The 16805-nt window shown below is 67.4% G+C and carries 15 protein-coding genes; 4 read left to right on the forward strand and 11 right to left on the reverse strand.

Annotated features, from left to right (window positions below; genetic code table 11):
• The first annotated feature begins 13 nt into the window (after positions 1 to 13).
• The 3 genes from JOE69_RS15870 (at position 14) to JOE69_RS15880 (ending at position 3412) form a co-directional block, all read left to right on the forward strand.
• Positions 14 to 1132, forward strand: coding sequence for a tyrosine-type recombinase/integrase (locus JOE69_RS15870; RefSeq protein ID WP_259981722.1), 1119 nt, complete (start codon positions 14 to 16; stop codon positions 1130 to 1132).
• A complete protein-coding gene (locus JOE69_RS15875) occupies positions 1122 to 1457 on the forward strand; it encodes a helix-turn-helix domain-containing protein (RefSeq protein ID WP_309800348.1) in 336 nt (111 codons plus the stop codon). The genes JOE69_RS15870 and JOE69_RS15875 overlap by 11 nt, the downstream gene beginning before the upstream one ends.
• A 101-nt stretch (positions 1458 to 1558) precedes the next feature.
• Positions 1559 to 3412 (forward strand): site-specific integrase, encoded by a 1854-nt coding sequence (locus tag JOE69_RS15880; RefSeq protein WP_231868265.1) that lies wholly within the window; start codon positions 1559 to 1561, stop codon positions 3410 to 3412.
• On the opposite strand, the gene JOE69_RS15885 is transcribed toward JOE69_RS15880, so the two are convergent.
• Genes JOE69_RS15885 through cmtR form a run of 5 tightly spaced genes read right to left on the reverse strand, consistent with a single transcriptional unit; the run spans position 3413 to position 7149 of the window.
• A complete protein-coding gene (locus JOE69_RS15885; RefSeq protein WP_058631820.1) occupies positions 3413 to 3730 on the reverse strand; it encodes a hypothetical protein in 318 nt (105 codons plus the stop codon).
• Positions 3731 to 3741: 11 nt separating this feature from the next.
• Complete coding sequence (locus JOE69_RS15890; RefSeq protein ID WP_036297873.1) at positions 3742 to 4272, reverse strand: signal peptidase II; 531 nt, start codon at positions 4270 to 4272, stop codon at positions 3742 to 3744.
• Positions 4269 to 4877: a cadmium resistance transporter gene (locus tag JOE69_RS15895; RefSeq protein WP_036297875.1), complete on the reverse strand. Its 609-nt coding sequence runs from the start codon at positions 4875 to 4877 to the stop codon at positions 4269 to 4271. Before JOE69_RS15895 ends, JOE69_RS15890 begins: the two co-directional genes overlap by 4 nt.
• On the reverse strand, positions 4877 to 6793 hold the full coding sequence (locus JOE69_RS15900; protein WP_036297919.1) for a heavy metal translocating P-type ATPase: 1917 nt from the start codon (positions 6791 to 6793) through the stop codon (positions 4877 to 4879). The genes JOE69_RS15895 and JOE69_RS15900 overlap by 1 nt, the downstream gene beginning before the upstream one ends.
• The gene (gene cmtR, locus JOE69_RS15905; RefSeq protein ID WP_036297877.1) at positions 6790 to 7149 is read right to left on the reverse strand and encodes a Cd(II)/Pb(II)-sensing metalloregulatory transcriptional regulator CmtR; all 360 of its coding nucleotides are present in this window, start codon (positions 7147 to 7149) and stop codon (positions 6790 to 6792) included. Before cmtR ends, JOE69_RS15900 begins: the two co-directional genes overlap by 4 nt.
• A gap of 171 nt (positions 7150 to 7320) precedes the next feature.
• Here cmtR and JOE69_RS15910 point away from each other — a divergent pair, with 171 nt between their 5' ends.
• Complete coding sequence (locus tag JOE69_RS15910; RefSeq protein ID WP_374709751.1) at positions 7321 to 7632, forward strand: DUF6349 family protein; 312 nt, start codon at positions 7321 to 7323, stop codon at positions 7630 to 7632.
• Positions 7633 to 7636: 4 nt separating this feature from the next.
• On the opposite strand, the gene JOE69_RS15915 is transcribed toward JOE69_RS15910, so the two are convergent.
• The 6 genes from JOE69_RS15915 to JOE69_RS15940 form a co-directional block, all read right to left on the reverse strand.
• A complete protein-coding gene (locus JOE69_RS15915) occupies positions 7637 to 12550 on the reverse strand; it encodes a helicase-like domain-containing protein (RefSeq protein WP_309800367.1) in 4914 nt (1637 codons plus the stop codon).
• Between the two features lie 92 nt (positions 12551 to 12642).
• Positions 12643 to 13167: a hypothetical protein gene (locus tag JOE69_RS15920; protein ID WP_309800373.1), complete on the reverse strand. Its 525-nt coding sequence runs from the start codon at positions 13165 to 13167 to the stop codon at positions 12643 to 12645.
• Between the two features lie 165 nt (positions 13168 to 13332).
• Positions 13333 to 13905 (reverse strand): hypothetical protein, encoded by a 573-nt coding sequence (locus JOE69_RS15925; RefSeq protein ID WP_309800375.1) that lies wholly within the window; start codon positions 13903 to 13905, stop codon positions 13333 to 13335.
• 15 nt (positions 13906 to 13920) lie between these two features.
• Positions 13921 to 14382, reverse strand: a complete 462-nt coding sequence (locus JOE69_RS15930) for a single-stranded DNA-binding protein (RefSeq protein WP_309800378.1) — start codon at positions 14380 to 14382, stop codon at positions 13921 to 13923.
• 75 nt (positions 14383 to 14457) lie between these two features.
• A complete protein-coding gene (locus tag JOE69_RS15935; RefSeq protein WP_309800381.1) occupies positions 14458 to 16203 on the reverse strand; it encodes a type IV secretory system conjugative DNA transfer family protein in 1746 nt (581 codons plus the stop codon).
• A gap of 11 nt (positions 16204 to 16214) precedes the next feature.
• Entirely contained in the window at positions 16215 to 16688 is a 474-nt protein-coding gene (locus JOE69_RS15940; RefSeq protein ID WP_309800384.1) for a hypothetical protein, read from the reverse strand.
• Positions 16689 to 16805: the final 117 nt, after the last annotated feature.

Below are 16805 nucleotides of genomic sequence, written 5' to 3' on the forward strand. Positions count from 1 at the left end.
TTTGTTGCATCTAATGCAAGATTTTGAGGCTTCTCCAGCGGCGCTTCGGCTGATCACGTCAGCATCGAACGTCGCACTGGCGAACCCGGAAGCGCAGGTTTTCAGTGCGATGATCGATGGTTGGCGGAACCAGCAGCTGTCGCGCGGGCTCCGTGAGCAGACGATCCGGAACCGGACGGCGACGGTGACACGGTTCCGTGATTTCGTGGACAAACCGCCTTGGAGGTGGACTGTCGCGGATGTGGATGAGTTCACTGCTCAGTCTGGCGGTCGCACTCGGACGTTGTCGACGATGCGCGCCAACCATGGGTCTATCCGTGGGTTCTGTGACTACCTCACGAACCCGTTGTACGACTGGATGGAGATCTGCGATCGCGAGTTTGGGGAGGTCCCTTCGCAGGTGTGCCTGCCGTGGAACACGGTGGCGCACCGGTTCGAGTTCGAAGGCGATGGGAAGCGCCGCCCGTTCACGTACGACGAGATCGAGCGCCTGTTCGATACGGCCGACGCCCGCGTCGAGCTGCTCGTGAGTTCCGGGCGAAAGGGTGCGCTCGGCGCGTTGCGGGATGCCCAGTTGCTGAAGACGGTCTACGCGTTCGGTCTGCGCCGCACTGAGGCGGTGATGCTCGATACCGTCGATTTGCACCACAACGCGAAGATGCGCCAGTGGGGCCGCTACGGCGCGGTCCACGTGCGATGGGCGAAGGCGGCGGGCGGTGGCGCGCCACGACGTCGCACGGTGCTGCTGGTGCCGGAATTCGACTGGTGGGTCCCCGGCATGCAGCAATGGCTCGAGCAGGCCCGGGCCCGTTTCGCGCCCGGAGACGACCTCGACGCGCTCTGGGTGACCGAGCGCCGCACGCGTCTGTCTGCTGGGTATCTCGATCGGAGGTTCGCAGAGTTGCGTGATGAAGCCGGCCTGTCGAAGGACCTGACGTTGCACAGCCTCCGGCATTCCTATGTCACGCACCTTCTGGAGTTCGGGTACGCCGATCGATTCGTCCAAGAGCAGGTCGGGCATATGCATGCCTCGACGACCTCGATCTACGCCTCCGTCAGCTCGGACTACAAGAACCGTGTGCTCGCCGAAGCGCTGAAGGCCCTCATCGAAGGAGAAGCTGATGACCGTTGAGCTCGACACCGGCTGGAATCTGCGCAGCGTGATGGCGTCGCGCGGGATCTTCCAGACCTCCAAACTGAAACCCCTACTCGAAGAGCGCGGCATCGACCTGTCCCGGGAGCAGGTGTATCGGCTGGTGACTCAGCCGCCCCAGCGGGTGCGTCTTGACGTGTTGGCGGCGTTGTGCGATGCGCTGGAGTGCTCGCTCGACGATCTCGTGACGATCACTCGCCGGGAGGCCTCGACCCCGGTGGCGGTGGGCAAGGAGGCGACACGGGGGTCGATCGGTGATCTCCGTCCTGTTCGCGCGGCGATCCGTCGGCCGCGTACGAAGTAGCCGCGGTGGCCAAGCCTCCGCAGCTGCCGCGAGTCGCTGAAGTCGTCGCTCTCGTCCGCCCTCTCGTTCCCGAGATCTCTCGCGAGCGACTCACTGAGATCGTGCATACGGTCGCGCCAGTACCCCTCACGCAGCGGCTTCTTGAGCTCGCGCTGATCAAGCAGCCCGGAGTCCTGGAGGGGCAGCATGCGAACGTGCCAGCGACCGTTCAGAATCTGGCCCATGCGCTGGTCAAAGAAGGGGCGAGCCGGGTGGTGTTGCCGACGTGTGAGTCCTGCGGACGCGCGGTGAGAATGCCCCACAAGACGCCGGGCGGTGGTCGGCACTGCTCCCGATGCGAGCGGAAGGCCCGGTCCGTCTCCTGCGCGTCCTGTGGCCGGGTCCGGCCCGTGCAGCGCACCATCGACGGACAGCGTTTCTGCCGTGACTGTTGGCGAGCCGACCCTCGATCGTTCGGCGACTGCTCGCGGTGCGGTCAGCACGCGACCATCATCGTCCGTCGCCCGGAACTCGTCTGCCTGGCCTGCTACACCGCACCGATCAAGACCTGTGGTCTTTGCGGAGAACCTGGCCGCGTCGCCTCGCACCTCGACGGACGACGAGTATGCGCGCGCTGCTACTACGCGATGCGCAGACCCCAACCTTGTCCCGAGTGCGCGCGCAGAGTGTTCCTCACCGGGTTCATGAATGGCCAGAAGGTCTGCGCCGACTGCGCGGGCACTCCGATCACGATGGCCTGCCCTGGATGCGGCTCGATCGAGGAAATCCGCAAACATCACCTCTGCGTCGAGTGCCGCCGGCCCGTCGCGATCCAACAGCTGCTCGCCGACGATGCGGGAGAGATCCGTGAGGATCTCCACCCGCTTGCTGACTATCTGCTCACGCACCATGGCAAAGCGGCGTCGCTCGAACGCTGGCTGCACAAGAGCAAGTGCGCGATGGTGCTCCGCGAGCTCGCGGACGGGACCCTGCCGCTCACCGCCGAGGCGATCATCACCCGAGCCCGGTCGGGACAGTCGGTCGCGTTCCTCCTCTCACTGCTGGTCCGTTCCGGCGTGCTGCCGGAGCTCGACGTCGAGGGCACGCGCTTCGACCACTGGCTCAACGACTGGCTCGGTGGCATCGACCATCCCGAGGACCGGCTGATCCTGCGCCGCTACTGCACCTGGGAGCTCCTCCGATCCACTCGGACACTGCGCAGCGCGTCCAGCCCTGCTTCCGGCTTCCAGAGGCAGAGGGCTGCACTGAAGTACTGCGCCGCGTTCCTCGGGGAGATCCGGGCGCAGCAGGAGACACTGGCGACGTTCCCGCAGCGCCTACTCGACGCGTATCTGACCGATTCGCCTAGCCAACGCGACGCGCTGGCACCGTTCACTCGCTGGCTGCGAAAACACCGGCTGAGCACCCTTCGGGTCGAGTTTCGAGCCCATCGCCTCGAGGGGCGAGACTACGCCTCTGATCACCGATGGCAGATGGCCCGCAGGTTCCTGTCCGATGCCGACATGGACCCGAAGACCCGGGCCGCGGGTCTCCTCGTGCTGCTCTACGGGATCCAGCTGACCCGCATCGTCACGATCACCCGGGCACAGGTCGACACGAGCTCGCGGCCCGTGACGCTCACCGTCGGGGCCGAGCCGATCGAGGTCCCCGCGATCCTCGGCGACGCCATCGTCGAGCTCGTCGATGCCACAAAGGGCCATCCTGAAGGGTGGTTGTTCCCCGGCCGGAACCCGGGCCGTCACCTCACCCCGGGGCCGCTCAGCCGTCGCCTTCGCGCCGAAGGCCTGCTTGCCGGGAGCGCCCGCACGACAGCGCTCATCGAGCTCACCCGGCAACTGCATCCCCGGATCGTCTCGGATCTCCTCGGCATCACGACGGCATCCGCTGCCTCATGGTCGCGTCTCGCCGGTGGCGAGTGGTCCGATTACCCGGCTCTCCGCTCCACCCACCCCTGATCAAGCATCACCCGTCAGAGCCGGGCCGGAAATCGCTTCGCGCAGTTGCTCGACGGTCGGAGAGCCTCCCAGCCCGGCAGGGGTACGGAACACCCGGCAGGCGAGCCCGACCGGCGTGTGCTCGTCGGCGAAGGGATCGACGCCGTCGACGAGGACGGTCGGTGACCCGTGGAATCCGAGGCGCTCGGCGTCCTCGGCGGTCTCGACCAACTGTCGTGTGACGCGGATATCTGATCGACCGTCGAGCAGCTCAGCAAGCCGGCGGTCGAGTACTTCCCAGTTCGGGCAGCCGTCGAAGTACTGCAGGGTGATCTCCATGGTTGGCCCTCTCAGTTCTCGGTGCCGCGGAGCATCAGGAGCGCTCCGGCAATCGTAGCGGTGACGATCACGATGTCGGCGAGGTTCCCGATGAACCAGTTGCCGTAGGCGAGGAAGTCGACGACGTGCCCCCGGGCGAATCCTGGTTGGCGGAAAAGCCGGTCGCCGGCGTGCGAAGCAGCGGCCCCGCCGAGCGCACCGATCACGATCGCCCACCCGGGGCGTCGGACCCGGAACGCGAACACGATCGCGGTGGCCGTGGCCGCGACGGCGATGAGAGCGAACACCCAGGTGAAGCTCTCCCCGAAGGAGAACGCCGCGCCGGGGTTGTACGCGAGCTGCAGGCCCAACAGGTCGCCGATCAGCGGGATGCGCTCGTGCTCCGACAGGGTGGCCTCGGCCCACACTTTCGTTCCCTGATCGATCACGACGACGACCACGGCGATCAGAAGCGCCCAGGCAGTGAGCCGCCAGCGTCCTCTCTGCGGACGCTCTCCCGACGCCGATGCCGACTCAACGTCGGTATTCGTGTCCGGGGTCATGCGAGGGCCTCGAAGAGACGGACGATAACGCCGGATTCAATGAGGATGAACAGGCCCAGGCCGATGAACACGACGGGGACGAGCCAGTGCTCGACACGTTCGAGCGTTTCGGTGACGGCCTTGTGGGTGCCGATCAGTCGCCCGGCAGCGCACCAGACGGCGACGAGGATCAGGAACACGACGATCATGACCGCGACGTCGCCGGGCGAGCTGGTGCGGAAGATCGGCGTGTAGAGGGAGATGTTGTCGGCCCCGTTGGCGATCGTGATCCCGGCGACCCCCCATAGTCCGACCGCGGTGATCTTGGAGTCGTCATCATCGTCGTCGCCGTTACGGCGCAGGCCGCGAATGAGCGTCCAGATGCCGATGCCGAGCGGGATCAGACCCAGGAAGCCGACCCATTCGTCCGGGACGATCGTGAGACCGAGCGCGGCGATCACGCTGATCACGACGAGTGTGATGAACCCGAGGTACTGGCCTGCGACGATCTGCCACGGTCGCGGCTTTCCCCGGCTGGAGGCGAGGAACAGCACGGTGAGCACGACGATGTCGTCGATGTTGGTCGCCGCGAACAGGCCGATCGCCGACCCGATGGTTGCGAGCATCAGCTTTCCATTCGTGGTGTGCGGGTGCGTGCGGCGCGCAGGCCGTTGAGGATCACGATGACCTCCGCGACCTCGTGGACCAGGACGACAGCCGCGAGCCCCAGGACCCCGAAGAGCGCGAGCGGGAGCAGTGCGGTGATGATCAGCAGGGACAGGATGATGTTCTGGTTGATGATCCGCCGGCCCCGCCGCGCGTGATCGAACGCCCGCGGGATGAGCCGCAGATCATGACCCGTGAAGGCCACGTCCGCAGACTCGATCGCCGCATCGGAGCCGGTCGCTCCCATCGCGATGCCGATGTCCGCGGACGCCAGGGCCGGGGCGTCGTTGATGCCGTCACCGATCATCGCGACCGATCCCGCCTTCGACAACTCGCCGATCGCGGTCGCCTTGTCCTCAGGGCGCAGCTCCGCGCGCACATCAGCGATCCCGGCCTGCGCAGCCAGCGCACGAGCGGTGCGGGCGTTGTCCCCGGTGAGCATCGTCATGCCGACGCCCTGATCCGCAAGCGTGCGGACCACCTCGGGGACTTCCGGACGCAGCTCGTCGCGGACGCCGATCGCCGCGACCGGTGCCTCGTCGCGGTGCACGATCACGACAGTCATGCCCTGCTCCTCAAGCCCTGCAACCCGGTCGCCGAGCTCGCCGGCGTCGAGCCAGCGGGGGCTGCCGACCGTGATACGAGCGCCATCGACGGTGCCGTCGATGCCGTGCCCGGCCTGCTCGGTCACATCCGCGGCCACGGGAACACCCGGGGCTGCAGCGGTGATCGCCGCCGCAAGGGGATGCGTGCTGTGCTGCTCCAGAGCCGCCGCCCAAGCCAGCGCCTGCTCCTCGGCAATGCCGTTCGCAGTGAGGACCGCGGTGACCGCGGGCTCGTTACGGGTCAGGGTGCCGGTCTTGTCGACCGCGACGTGCCGGACCGTGCCGAAGCGCTCGAAGACCGCGCCGGACTTGATGATCACGCCGAACTTGCTCGCCGCGCCGATCGCGGCAACGACCGTCAACGGCACCGAGATCGCCAGCGCGCACGGAGAGGCCGCTACCAGCACGACGAGCGCACGAGTGATCCATACCTCCGGGTCGCCCAGCAGTGACCCAATGATCGCGACGAGCGCTGCGAGAATCAGCACACCGGGTACGAGCGGGCGGGCGATCCGGTCCGCGAGACGCGCACGCTCGCCCTTCTCCGTCTGCGCTTTCTCGACCAACTCCACGATCGTCGTAAGCGAGTTATCGGTACCGGCCGCGGTCGCCTCGACCTCCAGCACGCCGGAGCTGTTAATCGCGCCGGCCGACACCGCGTCCCCGGGCTCGACCTCGACGGGGATCGACTCCCCGGTGATCGCCGAGGTGTCCAGGCTTGAGCGGCCAGAGCGGACGATCCCGTCGGTTGCGATCCGTTCGCCCGGGCGGACCACCATGACCTGGCCGACCGTCAACTCCCTCGCCGGCACCTGCGCAGAGACGCCGCTCTGCAGCACGGTCGCCGTCTCCGGCACGAGCTTCAGCAGCGCCCGCAGGCCGCCACGGGCACGGTCCATCGCCTTGTCCTCAAGCGCCTCAGCAATCGAGTACAAGAACGCCAGAGCAGCGGCCTCCTCCACATAGCCGAGGATGACCGCGCCGATCGCGCTGATCGTCATCAGCAGCCCGATCCCGAGCTTGCCCTTGAACAGCTTCCGAATCGCGCCAGGAGTGAACGTCGACGCGCCCAGCAGCAGGCCGATCCAGAACAGTACGAGCGCCGGGATCTCGAGCCCGGACCATTCAAGGATCAGACCAGCCAGGAACGCGACACCGGAGAAGACCGGCACCATGATCCCACGGTCCCTCCACCAGGGCCGCTCCACCTCTTCGGTCTCATCCTCCGCCGCAGTGGCAGGCTCGTGCTCGCAGCTACACGCCGCGCTCACGCGTCCGCCCCTGTACCGCAGCAGCCCGGCACCGTGCACGACGAGTCCACACACGGCGCGTGCTCATCGACCGCCAGCGTCACATCCACGAGCGCGACCAGCGCAGCCGCAAGATGCGGGTCAGCGATCTCGTAGCGCGTCTGGCGACCCTCAGGCTCGGCGACCACGATCCCGCAGTCACGCAGGCACGTCAGGTGGTTCGAGACGTTCGAGCGGGTCAGCTCCAGCTCGCGCGAGAGCACGGCCGGATAGCTCGGGGCGTTCAGCAGAGTCATCAAGATCCGGGAGCGCGTCGGGTCCGCCATGGCCCGGCCGAGCCGGTTCATGACGTCGAGGCGCGAAGCAATAGTCAGCATGTACTGAACTATACAGCAAGCGCTGATCAATCATTGGTGATCAGTGCCCCACCATTCATTGGGAGAAGAGTCGGAAGCCGCTGAATACGCAACTCAGCAACAATCGGCGCTACCAGTAAAAACACAGCTGTCGAGGCGTGGCACGACCACGCCCTGCCCGGCTGGCGGCGCCTGCCGATCGTCCCGGCGCGGGTGCGCGTCCGTAACGACAAGGGGCTGACGAAGCAGGCGCGCGAGTGGATTACCGACCACTACCCGGCTTCGGCGCAAGTGCCGGGCGCGCCGATCATCACCGAGCGCGGCGAGTACGCCACTCGGCATGTGCCGAACTACTCGCCGTGGGGCGGGTACGACCTCTCGTACACCGCCGTCCCGGCCGAGCTCCGACAGAAGTCGGAGGCAGCGGCGCGGCGCGAGCGCCTGGCGCAGCCGGAGCCATCGGCGCTCGTTTCACGGTCTCGGGATCGTAGCCTCGGCCTCTAGCGCCCTAGAGTCCTAGACTCGGCCGGTCGACAACAACCCGCTCAACGGGGTCCCCCAGGGGTGCCGGGCGGCCCTCTTCTGGAACTCCGGGACGGATGCCCATCGTGGGTCGGAAGTCGCGAACCTGCTCCAGGCTCAACTCGACCTCCCGCTCCGGCGTGCGGGGACCGTCCTGCACCGCCGCCAGTTGCGTCTCGACTCGCGTGAGGTCTTCTTCGGCGTCGGCGAGCGTCTGAGCGTAGCGGAACGGCTGGCCGATGCGCCGCTCGGTGTCGATGACGAGGCGTGCGGCCGCGGCGTGGTCGTCGCGGGCGTGCTCAAGGAGGGCCGGGATGCCGGAGACACGGTTCTCGATGCGTTGGACGAGTCCTGAACCGCCTTCGAGGAATGAGTCTCGGGTCATGATGAAGCTGCTGCGGGGGACGCCGTCGAGGCCGACCTGCACTTCGGCTCCAGCCAGGCCGGAGCGGAGCTGCACGGTGATGTCGAAGCCGCTGAGGCGGCCGATGGTCCCGTAGTCGCGATTGGCGTAACGGTTCGCCCAGCGCATGTCGGTGCTGTTCGCCCACAGGGCGAGGGCGTCGGCGGCGTCGACGCGGGAGTCGAAGGCGCGGTCCTGGATCTGGATGCGGAAGCGGTCGCCGCTGGTGTCGGTGATCCGTGGCAGGGCGGCTTCCAGGCCGGTGATCGCGGCCTCGGCGCGGTCGGCGTCGCGCTGGGCTTCCCGCTGGGTGTGCAGGAGCATGTTCTCGTTGCGTTGGTGGGCGCGTTCTAGCCGGCGTAGTCGCGTGACCTCGTTCTGGATGGTCGAGTGCTCCAGCAGTAGCGGGTTGCCGGAGCTGATGGCCTTGGCCTCGGCGGCGGAGAGGGCGGCGGAGTCGATCTCTTCGATCTCGCGGGTGTCGAGCTTGCCGCGCATGAGCTGCCCGATGAAGGTCGCCTTCCGCTCGACGCCCTGCCACATGTACGAATCGAAGGACCGCTCGGTGACGAAGCGGACGATTGCGACCTCCGAGTTCTGGTTGCCTTGTCGCAGGATGCGGCCCTCGCGTTGGGCGATGTCGGAGGGCCGCCATGGGCAGTCCAGGTGGTAGAGCGCGACGGCCCTAGCCTGGACGTTAGTGCCGACGCCCATCTTCTCGGTCGAGCCGAGCAGGACGGCGATGTGGCCGGCGCGGGCGGCGGCGAAGAGGCGGGCCTTGTCGACGTCGGTCTTGGCCTTGTGCATGAAGCGGATCGCCTCGCCGGGCATCCCGCGCTGGACGAGCTGGAGGTGCAGCTCGTCGTAGACGTTCCACCGGTCCGGGTTCGGGGTACCGATGTCGGAGAACACCAGCTGCAGGGCGCCGCGCACCGATGAGGGCTGGCCGGTGATGACGTCGAGGTATTCGTTGTCGCGGGTGCGCTCCCATACGCGGAAGATCGCGTCCGCAGCCGCGTCGACCTTCGTCGGGCCGGACGGGTCACGGGAGAGCACCATGCGAATGTCCAAGGCCGCCTTCCGACCGTCCGTACTAATGGCCAGCATGTTGTCTTCTTCCGGCGCGACCGCCTTCGAGGCGACCTTGTCGGCCCGCGCACCCAACTGCTCGATGAACCGTTCGAGTTCAACGGTCGGCTGAACCGCCACCGTCGTCGGCGCCCGCAGCCCGTCGTCCCGTGCGGCCAGGTCCGGGGTTGGGAGTTTCAGGTCGTCGGCGGTCTTCACGTCGGCGAACGTCGACCAGAGCTTCAGCATTTCGGGGACGTTGGAGAACTTGGCGAAGCGCGTCTTGAGGCGGAAGTTGTTGTTGCCGGTCGGGGCCATCTCCATCTGCGTGACGGTCTGTCCGAAGGTCGCCGCCCAGGCGTCGAAGGCGCCGATGCCGGCCTTCTCCAGTAGGTCCGGGCGCAGGTAGCGCTGCATCACGAACGCTTCCGTCACGGAGTTGCTGATCGGGGTGGCGGTGGCGCCGGTGACGACTCGGTCGCGGCCCTGCGCGCGGAGGTATTCGAGCTTCATGTGCAGGTCGCTGGCGCGCTCGCTGCCTTCGATCGCGGCGTCGCGGATGTTGCTGTCGGTGGCTAGGTTCTTGTACATGTGCATCTCGTCGACGATGACGTAGTCGATGCCCGAGTCCTCGAAGCAGACCCCGCCGTCGCGGCCGAGGTCGGTGCGGGACTTGATCTTGTTCTCCAGGGCGAGCAGCTTGCGTTCGACGCGCTTGACGCTCATCCGCTCCTCGCCCTTGGCCTCCTGGAGCACTGCGCGGACCCGGTCGACCTGGCCTTGGACGTAGGCGGTCTGGGTCTCGGTGCGCAGCGGGATCTTCGCGAACGCACCCTGTGTCAGGATTACGGCGTCCCACTCGTTGGCCGCAGCTCGGGCGATGAACATGCGGCGCTTGTCGGCGGTGAGGTCCTGGCTGGAGGCGGCGAGGATGCGCGCCTGCGGATAGATCTGCAACCACTCGCGCCCGACTTGTTCGAGCATGTGGTTCGGGACGACCACGACCGGTTTGGAGACCAGGCCCATGCGGCGCATCTCCATCGCGCCCATGACCATTTCGGCGGTCTTCCCGGCACCGACCTCGTGGAACAGCCCGGCGGCCGGCTCGGCGATCATCCGGGCGACTGCCGCGCGTTGATGCTGTCGCGGGGCAAAGCTGGCAGCCATGCCTGGCAGGGACAGGTACTCGCCGGCGTTCGTGTAGTCGCGTAGAACGATGCTGTTGAAGCGCCGGTTGTATTCGCTCACCAGCTTTCGGGCACGCTCGGGGTCTTCCCACACCCACTCCGCAAACCGTTCCTGGAGAGCGTCGGCCTTCTCCTGCGCCGCCGTAGTCTCAATGGCGTTGAGGACGCGCTTCGTGTTCCCGTCGATGTCCTCGTACTCGTCGTAGACCAGCAGAGTCCGCTGTTCCATCACCGCTTGGGCGATATCCGGCGCGGGACGACGTTCGGTGCCCCACTCCGAGGTCGACAGCAGCCCGGCCCGGCCACCGCGAACCTCCCACATGCCCGGCAGCAAGTTCTCCACCCGCACGTCGTCGTCGGAGTGCAGGATGTCGCGCAGGAACTCCTCGTGGATGCCGGGGCTGATCCACACCGCGCCCATCCGCGCGGTGATGTCCTCAACCCCAAGATCGCCGGGCAGAACGTCGGTGAGCGCGTCGATGTTCGGCTGGAACTCGGGATGCTCGGCGACGGCTGCCTGCGCGGCGTCGAGCTTCTCCCGCACGTCGCCGGACAGGTACTCGGGTGCGTGGATCAGCTCGCCGCTGATTGGGTCGGCGAAGACCAGGCCGGTCAGTGCCTGCCGCGCCTCGGGTTCAGGCATCCCGAGCATGTCGGCGATCAGCGTCAGGTCGATGCGGCCGGTGCGGTCCAGGCTCACCGCGATCGCGTCCGCGGGTGTTTCGACGCCTTGGAGCTCGGGGCGTGGCGCGACGACGCGGCGGCTCATGATCGCCGCAGGCGTTGCGGTCTGGTCGGTGTCGTCGAACTGTTCCAAGGCGATGACGAGCGGCCCGAACGGATCGCCGCGGAGGATGCGGATCGGCGTGGGCACGATCCGTGCATATGACGGTTCACCGTCCTCGTCGGTGCGTCCGGTCGGTCGCAGCGAGTAGCGGTTCAACGGCCCGTAGACGCCGAGGTATCGCTGGTAGTCGTGCCGCAGCGTCGCGCGTGCTGCGGTGATCTCCGGGGTATCGTCGGCGCTGGCGGACTCCAGCCCAAGCAGCCGGACGGCCTGGTCTCGCAGGTCCAGCAGCGCGGTCAGCTCGCGGGCCGCGGACTTCGGCACCGCTAGCGGTGGCAAGGCGCCGCCGGCGACCTCGGCGAAGCTGCCGCCTGGCTGCGCGACGATGCTGCCGTCCCACAGCTCCGGCGGTGACGGGGTGAACGCAACCCGGCGCGACTCCTGCTCGGCGGTGCGCTCCGTCATCGTCAGCCCGGTCCGGCGGGCGGCGAATACGAGCTGGTCGAGGGTGTTGTCCAGCTCGGCTTCGAGGGTGTCGAGGTCGCCGCTGATCGAGAGCGTTTCGGCGCCGTACATGCCTACGCGCACGCCGATGTCGCCGAGCATGTGCTCGGGGTGGGCGTCGAAGTAGTTGTTGATCCGCATCGGCCGCCCGTCGATGGTGATCGGTGTGACGGTCTCCCACAGATCGTCGGACGGCGGCTGGTCGGCCTCGCGGCGGCGGAAGAGGAGCAGGTCGGTCACGACGTCGGTGCCCGCGGCGCGCCGGAACGCGCCGGTGGGCAGCCGGATCGCGCCGACGAGGTCGGCCAGCTCGTTCATCTCACGTCTCGCGCCGGGGTTCTGGGCGTCCATCGTGTAGTGCGAGGTCAGCACTGCCATCAGGCCGCCGGGTCGGGTCAGGCGCAGTGACGTGAGGATGAAGTAGTTGTGCATGTTCTGCCGGGTGCCGTTGTGCACGGGGTCGTGCAGCACGACGTCGCTGAACGGGACGTTGCCGATCGCGGCATCGAACGCGCCCTCGGGAATCCGGGTGTCCGTGAAGGACTCGGCCCGGATGCTCGCGTGCGGGTAGAGCGCCTGGGCGATGGCGGCGGTGACCGGATCGAGCTCGACGCCGGTCATCCGCGCGCTCTCCGGGGCAAGGCCGATGAAGGTGCCGGCCCCGGAGCCCGGCTCCAGAACCGTTCCGCCGGTGAAACCGAGCTGGCTCATGGTCCGCCACATCTGGCGGGCGATGATCGGGTCGGTGTAGTGCGCGTTGATCGTCGTGCGCGCCGCGGCATCCCACTCTGCATCCGTCAGCAGGCCACGCAGCTCCGTGCGCTCGGCCTCCCACTCCGCCTTCTCGGCATCGAACACCTCCGGGAGCGCACCCCACGACGACCAGCGCGCCAGGATACGCTGCTCGTCCGCAGTCGCCGGCCGGTCCCGCTCGGCGAGCAGCCGTGCCAAGCGGATCGCGGCGACGTTGGCCTGATAGCGGGCCTTCGCCCCAGACGGGGCAAGGTCGTCCTGCGTAGCCGGGACGAACCGCGGCGGAAGCCCTACCGGAGTTCGCGCAGGAAGCGGATCGTCGTCGCTTCGTTCAGCTCCGCCTGGTGCGCCAGCAGATACTCCCGAGGCGGCTCGGACGCCACCAACCTCTCCAGGAACTCCACCGAGACCGCCCACTTCTGGGCCAGGTCGTCCATCTCCTGTGAAGAGGGCATCGAATCCGGGTAGTCCTGAATCCGCTCCGCCCAGGAGATCAGGTTCTCGTCCGAGGGTCGGATCTGCTCCCACTCCTCGCGCGCCTGATCCAGCGGCAGCTCCGGGTCCCCGGTCCACACCAGGTTCGCCATCACGACCTCCTCGGCCAGCCTCCGGGCCGTCATCAACCGGGCGGCCTTCTCCAAGTAAGTCTCCGCCGGAAGGTCCGGTCCTGCCAGCTCCCACGCCAGATCGGTCACCTCGGCCTGAATCTGCATCCCTAGCTGGGAGAAGTACACCGTCGGGTCCGGCAGCGTTTGGATCCTCGTCGGCATCCACCGTTGCCAGTGCGCCAGCGCCAGCGTCCCGTACTTGTTCACTCGCATCCTCCCGACCGGTGTCGATGTCGGCAGCGGCGTCCTCGGCGTGTTCGACCAGGCCGCTGGCCAGGGCGATCAGCGCATCGGCGGCGGTCTCACCGATGCCCCACAGGTCGAACTCGAGCTGACCTGCGTCGGGAACCGTGCTGCGCCGCCGCCTGGCCATCAGTCCTGGATCTCACCGGTTGTGGGGTCGATCCCGTCGGCATCTTCGGAAGCGCGGCGACGGTTCACGTCCTCGATGACCCACTGGACGAAGTCCTCGTCACGGTTCTCAATTGGGGTCTCGCTGATCTCCGGTCCGCTCTTTTCTCCGGGCCAGTAGGTCTGGCGGGTGGGCCGGTCGCGGTCGAGCTTTGTGCCGGATGCGGCTACCCACTCGCGCAGACGAATCTGGGCGTCGGCGAAGTCACGGTGCCAGCCCAGCGGCGCGGAGCCGTTCTGCTCGGGGTCGTACGCACCGAGCCAGTGCAGATGCAGCGCAGAGAGTTCCCAGACCAGTTCCGCGTGCCGGTGCCATAGCGGCGGGATCACGGTCGAGGGCAGCCCGTAGGTGCGGCGCAGCCAGTTGACCCAGCCGTTGAGCTCCAGCCACTCTGTTTCGGCCTCGTCGGCGGTCAGCAGTTCCCAGTTGATGGGGTGCGGGGGTTCGGGGTAGAGGTCGTCGGAGCCCAGGTAGCTCTCAGCCGGTTCGTCGGGTTCCTGCTCGGGAACGTAGCCCTCGTCGAAGTTCGCCATCGTTTGCCCGCTCCGCTACAGCGAAACCGCAGCGCCCGCACTCGCAGGCGCGGTCCGCCGCTGGGTCGCCGCCTCGAGACTTCGGTCTGTGGCCTGCTCGACCCCTTGATCGCGGCGGGGGGCGCGGTCGACGGCGTAGGTGGTGCGGGCGGCGTCGTGGCCTAGTTTCTTGGCGACGAACTCCTCGCGCAGCTCGACTGTCCCATCCGGCTGGGTCTGCTCGTAGTCGTGGGTGTAGCCCTCTGCTACGAAACTGTCGCCCCTGCGGAACTGCTCGTAGGCCCGTTCGGCCGCGGTGCGGTACTGCACCATGTCGGTGTACTCGACGCCGGTCTTCTCGAAGTTTCCGTCGTCGAGCCGGCGGAACTGCTCCTGCCCGACGCGGGCGTAGAACCGGGCCTCGCCTCGGCTGGTGAAGGTCAGCTGCGGGTCGCTGGCGATGTAGCCGGTCAGTGACTGCTGGGTACGAACGCTCATGTCGTCCACCCCTTTCTCGTGGTTGTTCGCCCTGGTGGGCGGCTCGAGGAGCAGGTACGCCCTGTGTTCCAGCGCTCAGATGGTCTGGCGCAGCAGGCTCTCGACCTCGGCACGATCGGCTTGTAGCGTCTTCGCGTCGGCGCGACTGGTCCAGGCGCGCAGGTCGGCGACGATCGGGCGGGTGGTGCGCAGCAGGATCGTGCCGGTGCCGAAGGGCATGGTGCGGATCACGTCTGGTGGCATGACGGGGACGCGGCGCACGGATTGTTGCAGGGAGCGGGAGCCGTAGTCGCCGATGGTGGTGGAGTCGGTACGTTCGTCCCGTTCACCGATCAGCGTCGAGAGGTCCTGCAGGTCACGTGAGTTCGATGCGCCGCCGAGGATGATCTTCACGATGGAGGCGTCCCAGATCGCGTTTGCCTGATTGTCGCCCCATTTCTCCCGCGCCTGAGCGAGTGACTGGAGGACGGGGAGGGTGGTGATGCCGGTTCCGCCTCCTTCTGCCATGAGGGTTGGCAGTGAGGGCAGGGGGGCGAGGTTGCCGATCTCGTCGAGGGCGGCGAGCATCGGCGGGTCGAGTCGCGCGCCGGGTGAGGTGGCGGCGAGTTTGCGGGCGGTTTCGACGACGTCTTCGATGAGCGCGGCGACGAGAGCCGCGGAGGCGCCGGCGCCTGCACCGGTAGCGAGGAGGTAGAGGGTGCCGGTCTCGGAGAGGAATCGCGCTGGGTCGAAGTTTTCTCCCGGGTCTGGTGTGACGGCGTTGAGCACGCGTGGGTCGGCGAGGGCTGCGAAGGCGAGGGAGACGCCTTGCCAGATCGAGTCGCGGGTGCGCGGGTCGGACGCGATTGTTGCGTCCAGGGATTCGGCCCACCCGTCCGCAGCGCGGCTGCTGGTTTGGAGGATGCGTACGGCGTCGGCGGCGGCCGTCGGGTTCAGTGCCCATTGATAAAGGGAGCGGGCGTCGCGGCCGTCGAGGGCGGCGGCGTGCAGAAGGGTTTGGATGGCGGTGCGGGTTTTGCCTTCCCAGAATGAGCCGTTGTCTACGCCGCCTGCGCCGAGGCCGGTGGAGGCGGAGAGGCCGGTGGCGCGGATCATCGCTGTCAGCGGGTCTTCGCAGCCGCGAACGAGTGACCATCGCATTCCGGCGTGAATGCCGGGCGCGAGTTGTTGCGGATCGAAGACCGCAACCGGTCCCTTTCGTTGCCGAGCGCGGAGTGTGGCGGTGAGATTGTCGGGCCGCGTGGACGTGGTGATGACCGCGCCTGGCGCGTCCAAGATCGAGTTGATGACGATGTTCAGGCCCTTGCCGGAGCGCGGCGGCCCGATGAGCAGGATCGAGTCCTCAACCGTGGCCCAAATCTGCCGGCCGTGCGAGGACCCGAGCAGGTAGCCGATGTCCGCCGGCCCTGGATGCGCAAGAGACGGGCGGAGGGTCGACGCTTTGCGCAGCAAGGCGTGGCGGGATGCAGCCTGAGTGATCTCGCCTGCGCTGGCGGTTCCGGCCCGTCGCCGCGGATCCGCCTGGGCCTTCTGCCGCTGATTCAGCACACGCCGGGCCACCCACCAGGTCAGTCCGACCGTAAGGCAGAGCAGAAGCGCCGCGACGATCCAATATACGACCGGGTTCAACCCTGGCGCATCGAGCGGCACTCCGGGGTCCAAAGGATGAGCCAGGACGCCGAGGCCTCCTGCAGGTCCCGCCTTGGGTTGGGTCATGCCGGTGAGGAACGCAGAAATTGTTCCCGCGACACGAAGCACCCCTGCGACTGCTGCAAGGCCGATCACGCCGATAAAGGCGACGTTGGTGAGCTGATCGCTCACCGGCCGCGGGGTCACCGGGGTACTTTCACGACGTGGATGGTGCCGGAGACGCGCCCGAAGACGAGGACTTCCCCGACGTTCTCGCTGAATTCGACGAGGGAACGTACTGACCCATCGGAGCGAGCCGAGGAGTGGATGAAAATCGGGGCGAACGCCACGTCTTCGCCCGGTACAAATCCGTCGCCAGTGATTTCGAGCAACGGCGACTTCCCCGCCAGGGTGGTGGCCCCAAGCTGCGGCTGGTTCGGTTCCGGTTCGATCCGATCGTGCGGGTTGAGCAGATCGACGTAGTTGCTGCCGTCGGCCTCGTGTACCTCCACCCGAAGGGCAGTCCCGTGCGCGCGGAGCAGTTCGTCGAGCAGCGGCCCGAACGCCTCACGCCCAATGGGATCCGGGGTGAACCGGTCACCATCAACCGTGACTGTCAACCGGCCGTGGGAGTCGACATCGGCGCGGACGAGTCGAACCCTGTTTGGCACAGGCACGTCGGGTACCTGTTTGTGGAGGCTGCCGTTCTTCGAACGTCGGCTCGGCTCTATTGGTCGGAGATCAGGGACCCGGGGAGTGCGCATGTGGGTCAGGTGCGTTCACGCGGCCCTATC

This window comes from Arthrobacter russicus (assembly GCF_031454135.1).
GTDB classification, from domain to species: domain Bacteria; phylum Actinomycetota; class Actinomycetes; order Actinomycetales; family Micrococcaceae; genus Renibacterium; species Renibacterium russicum.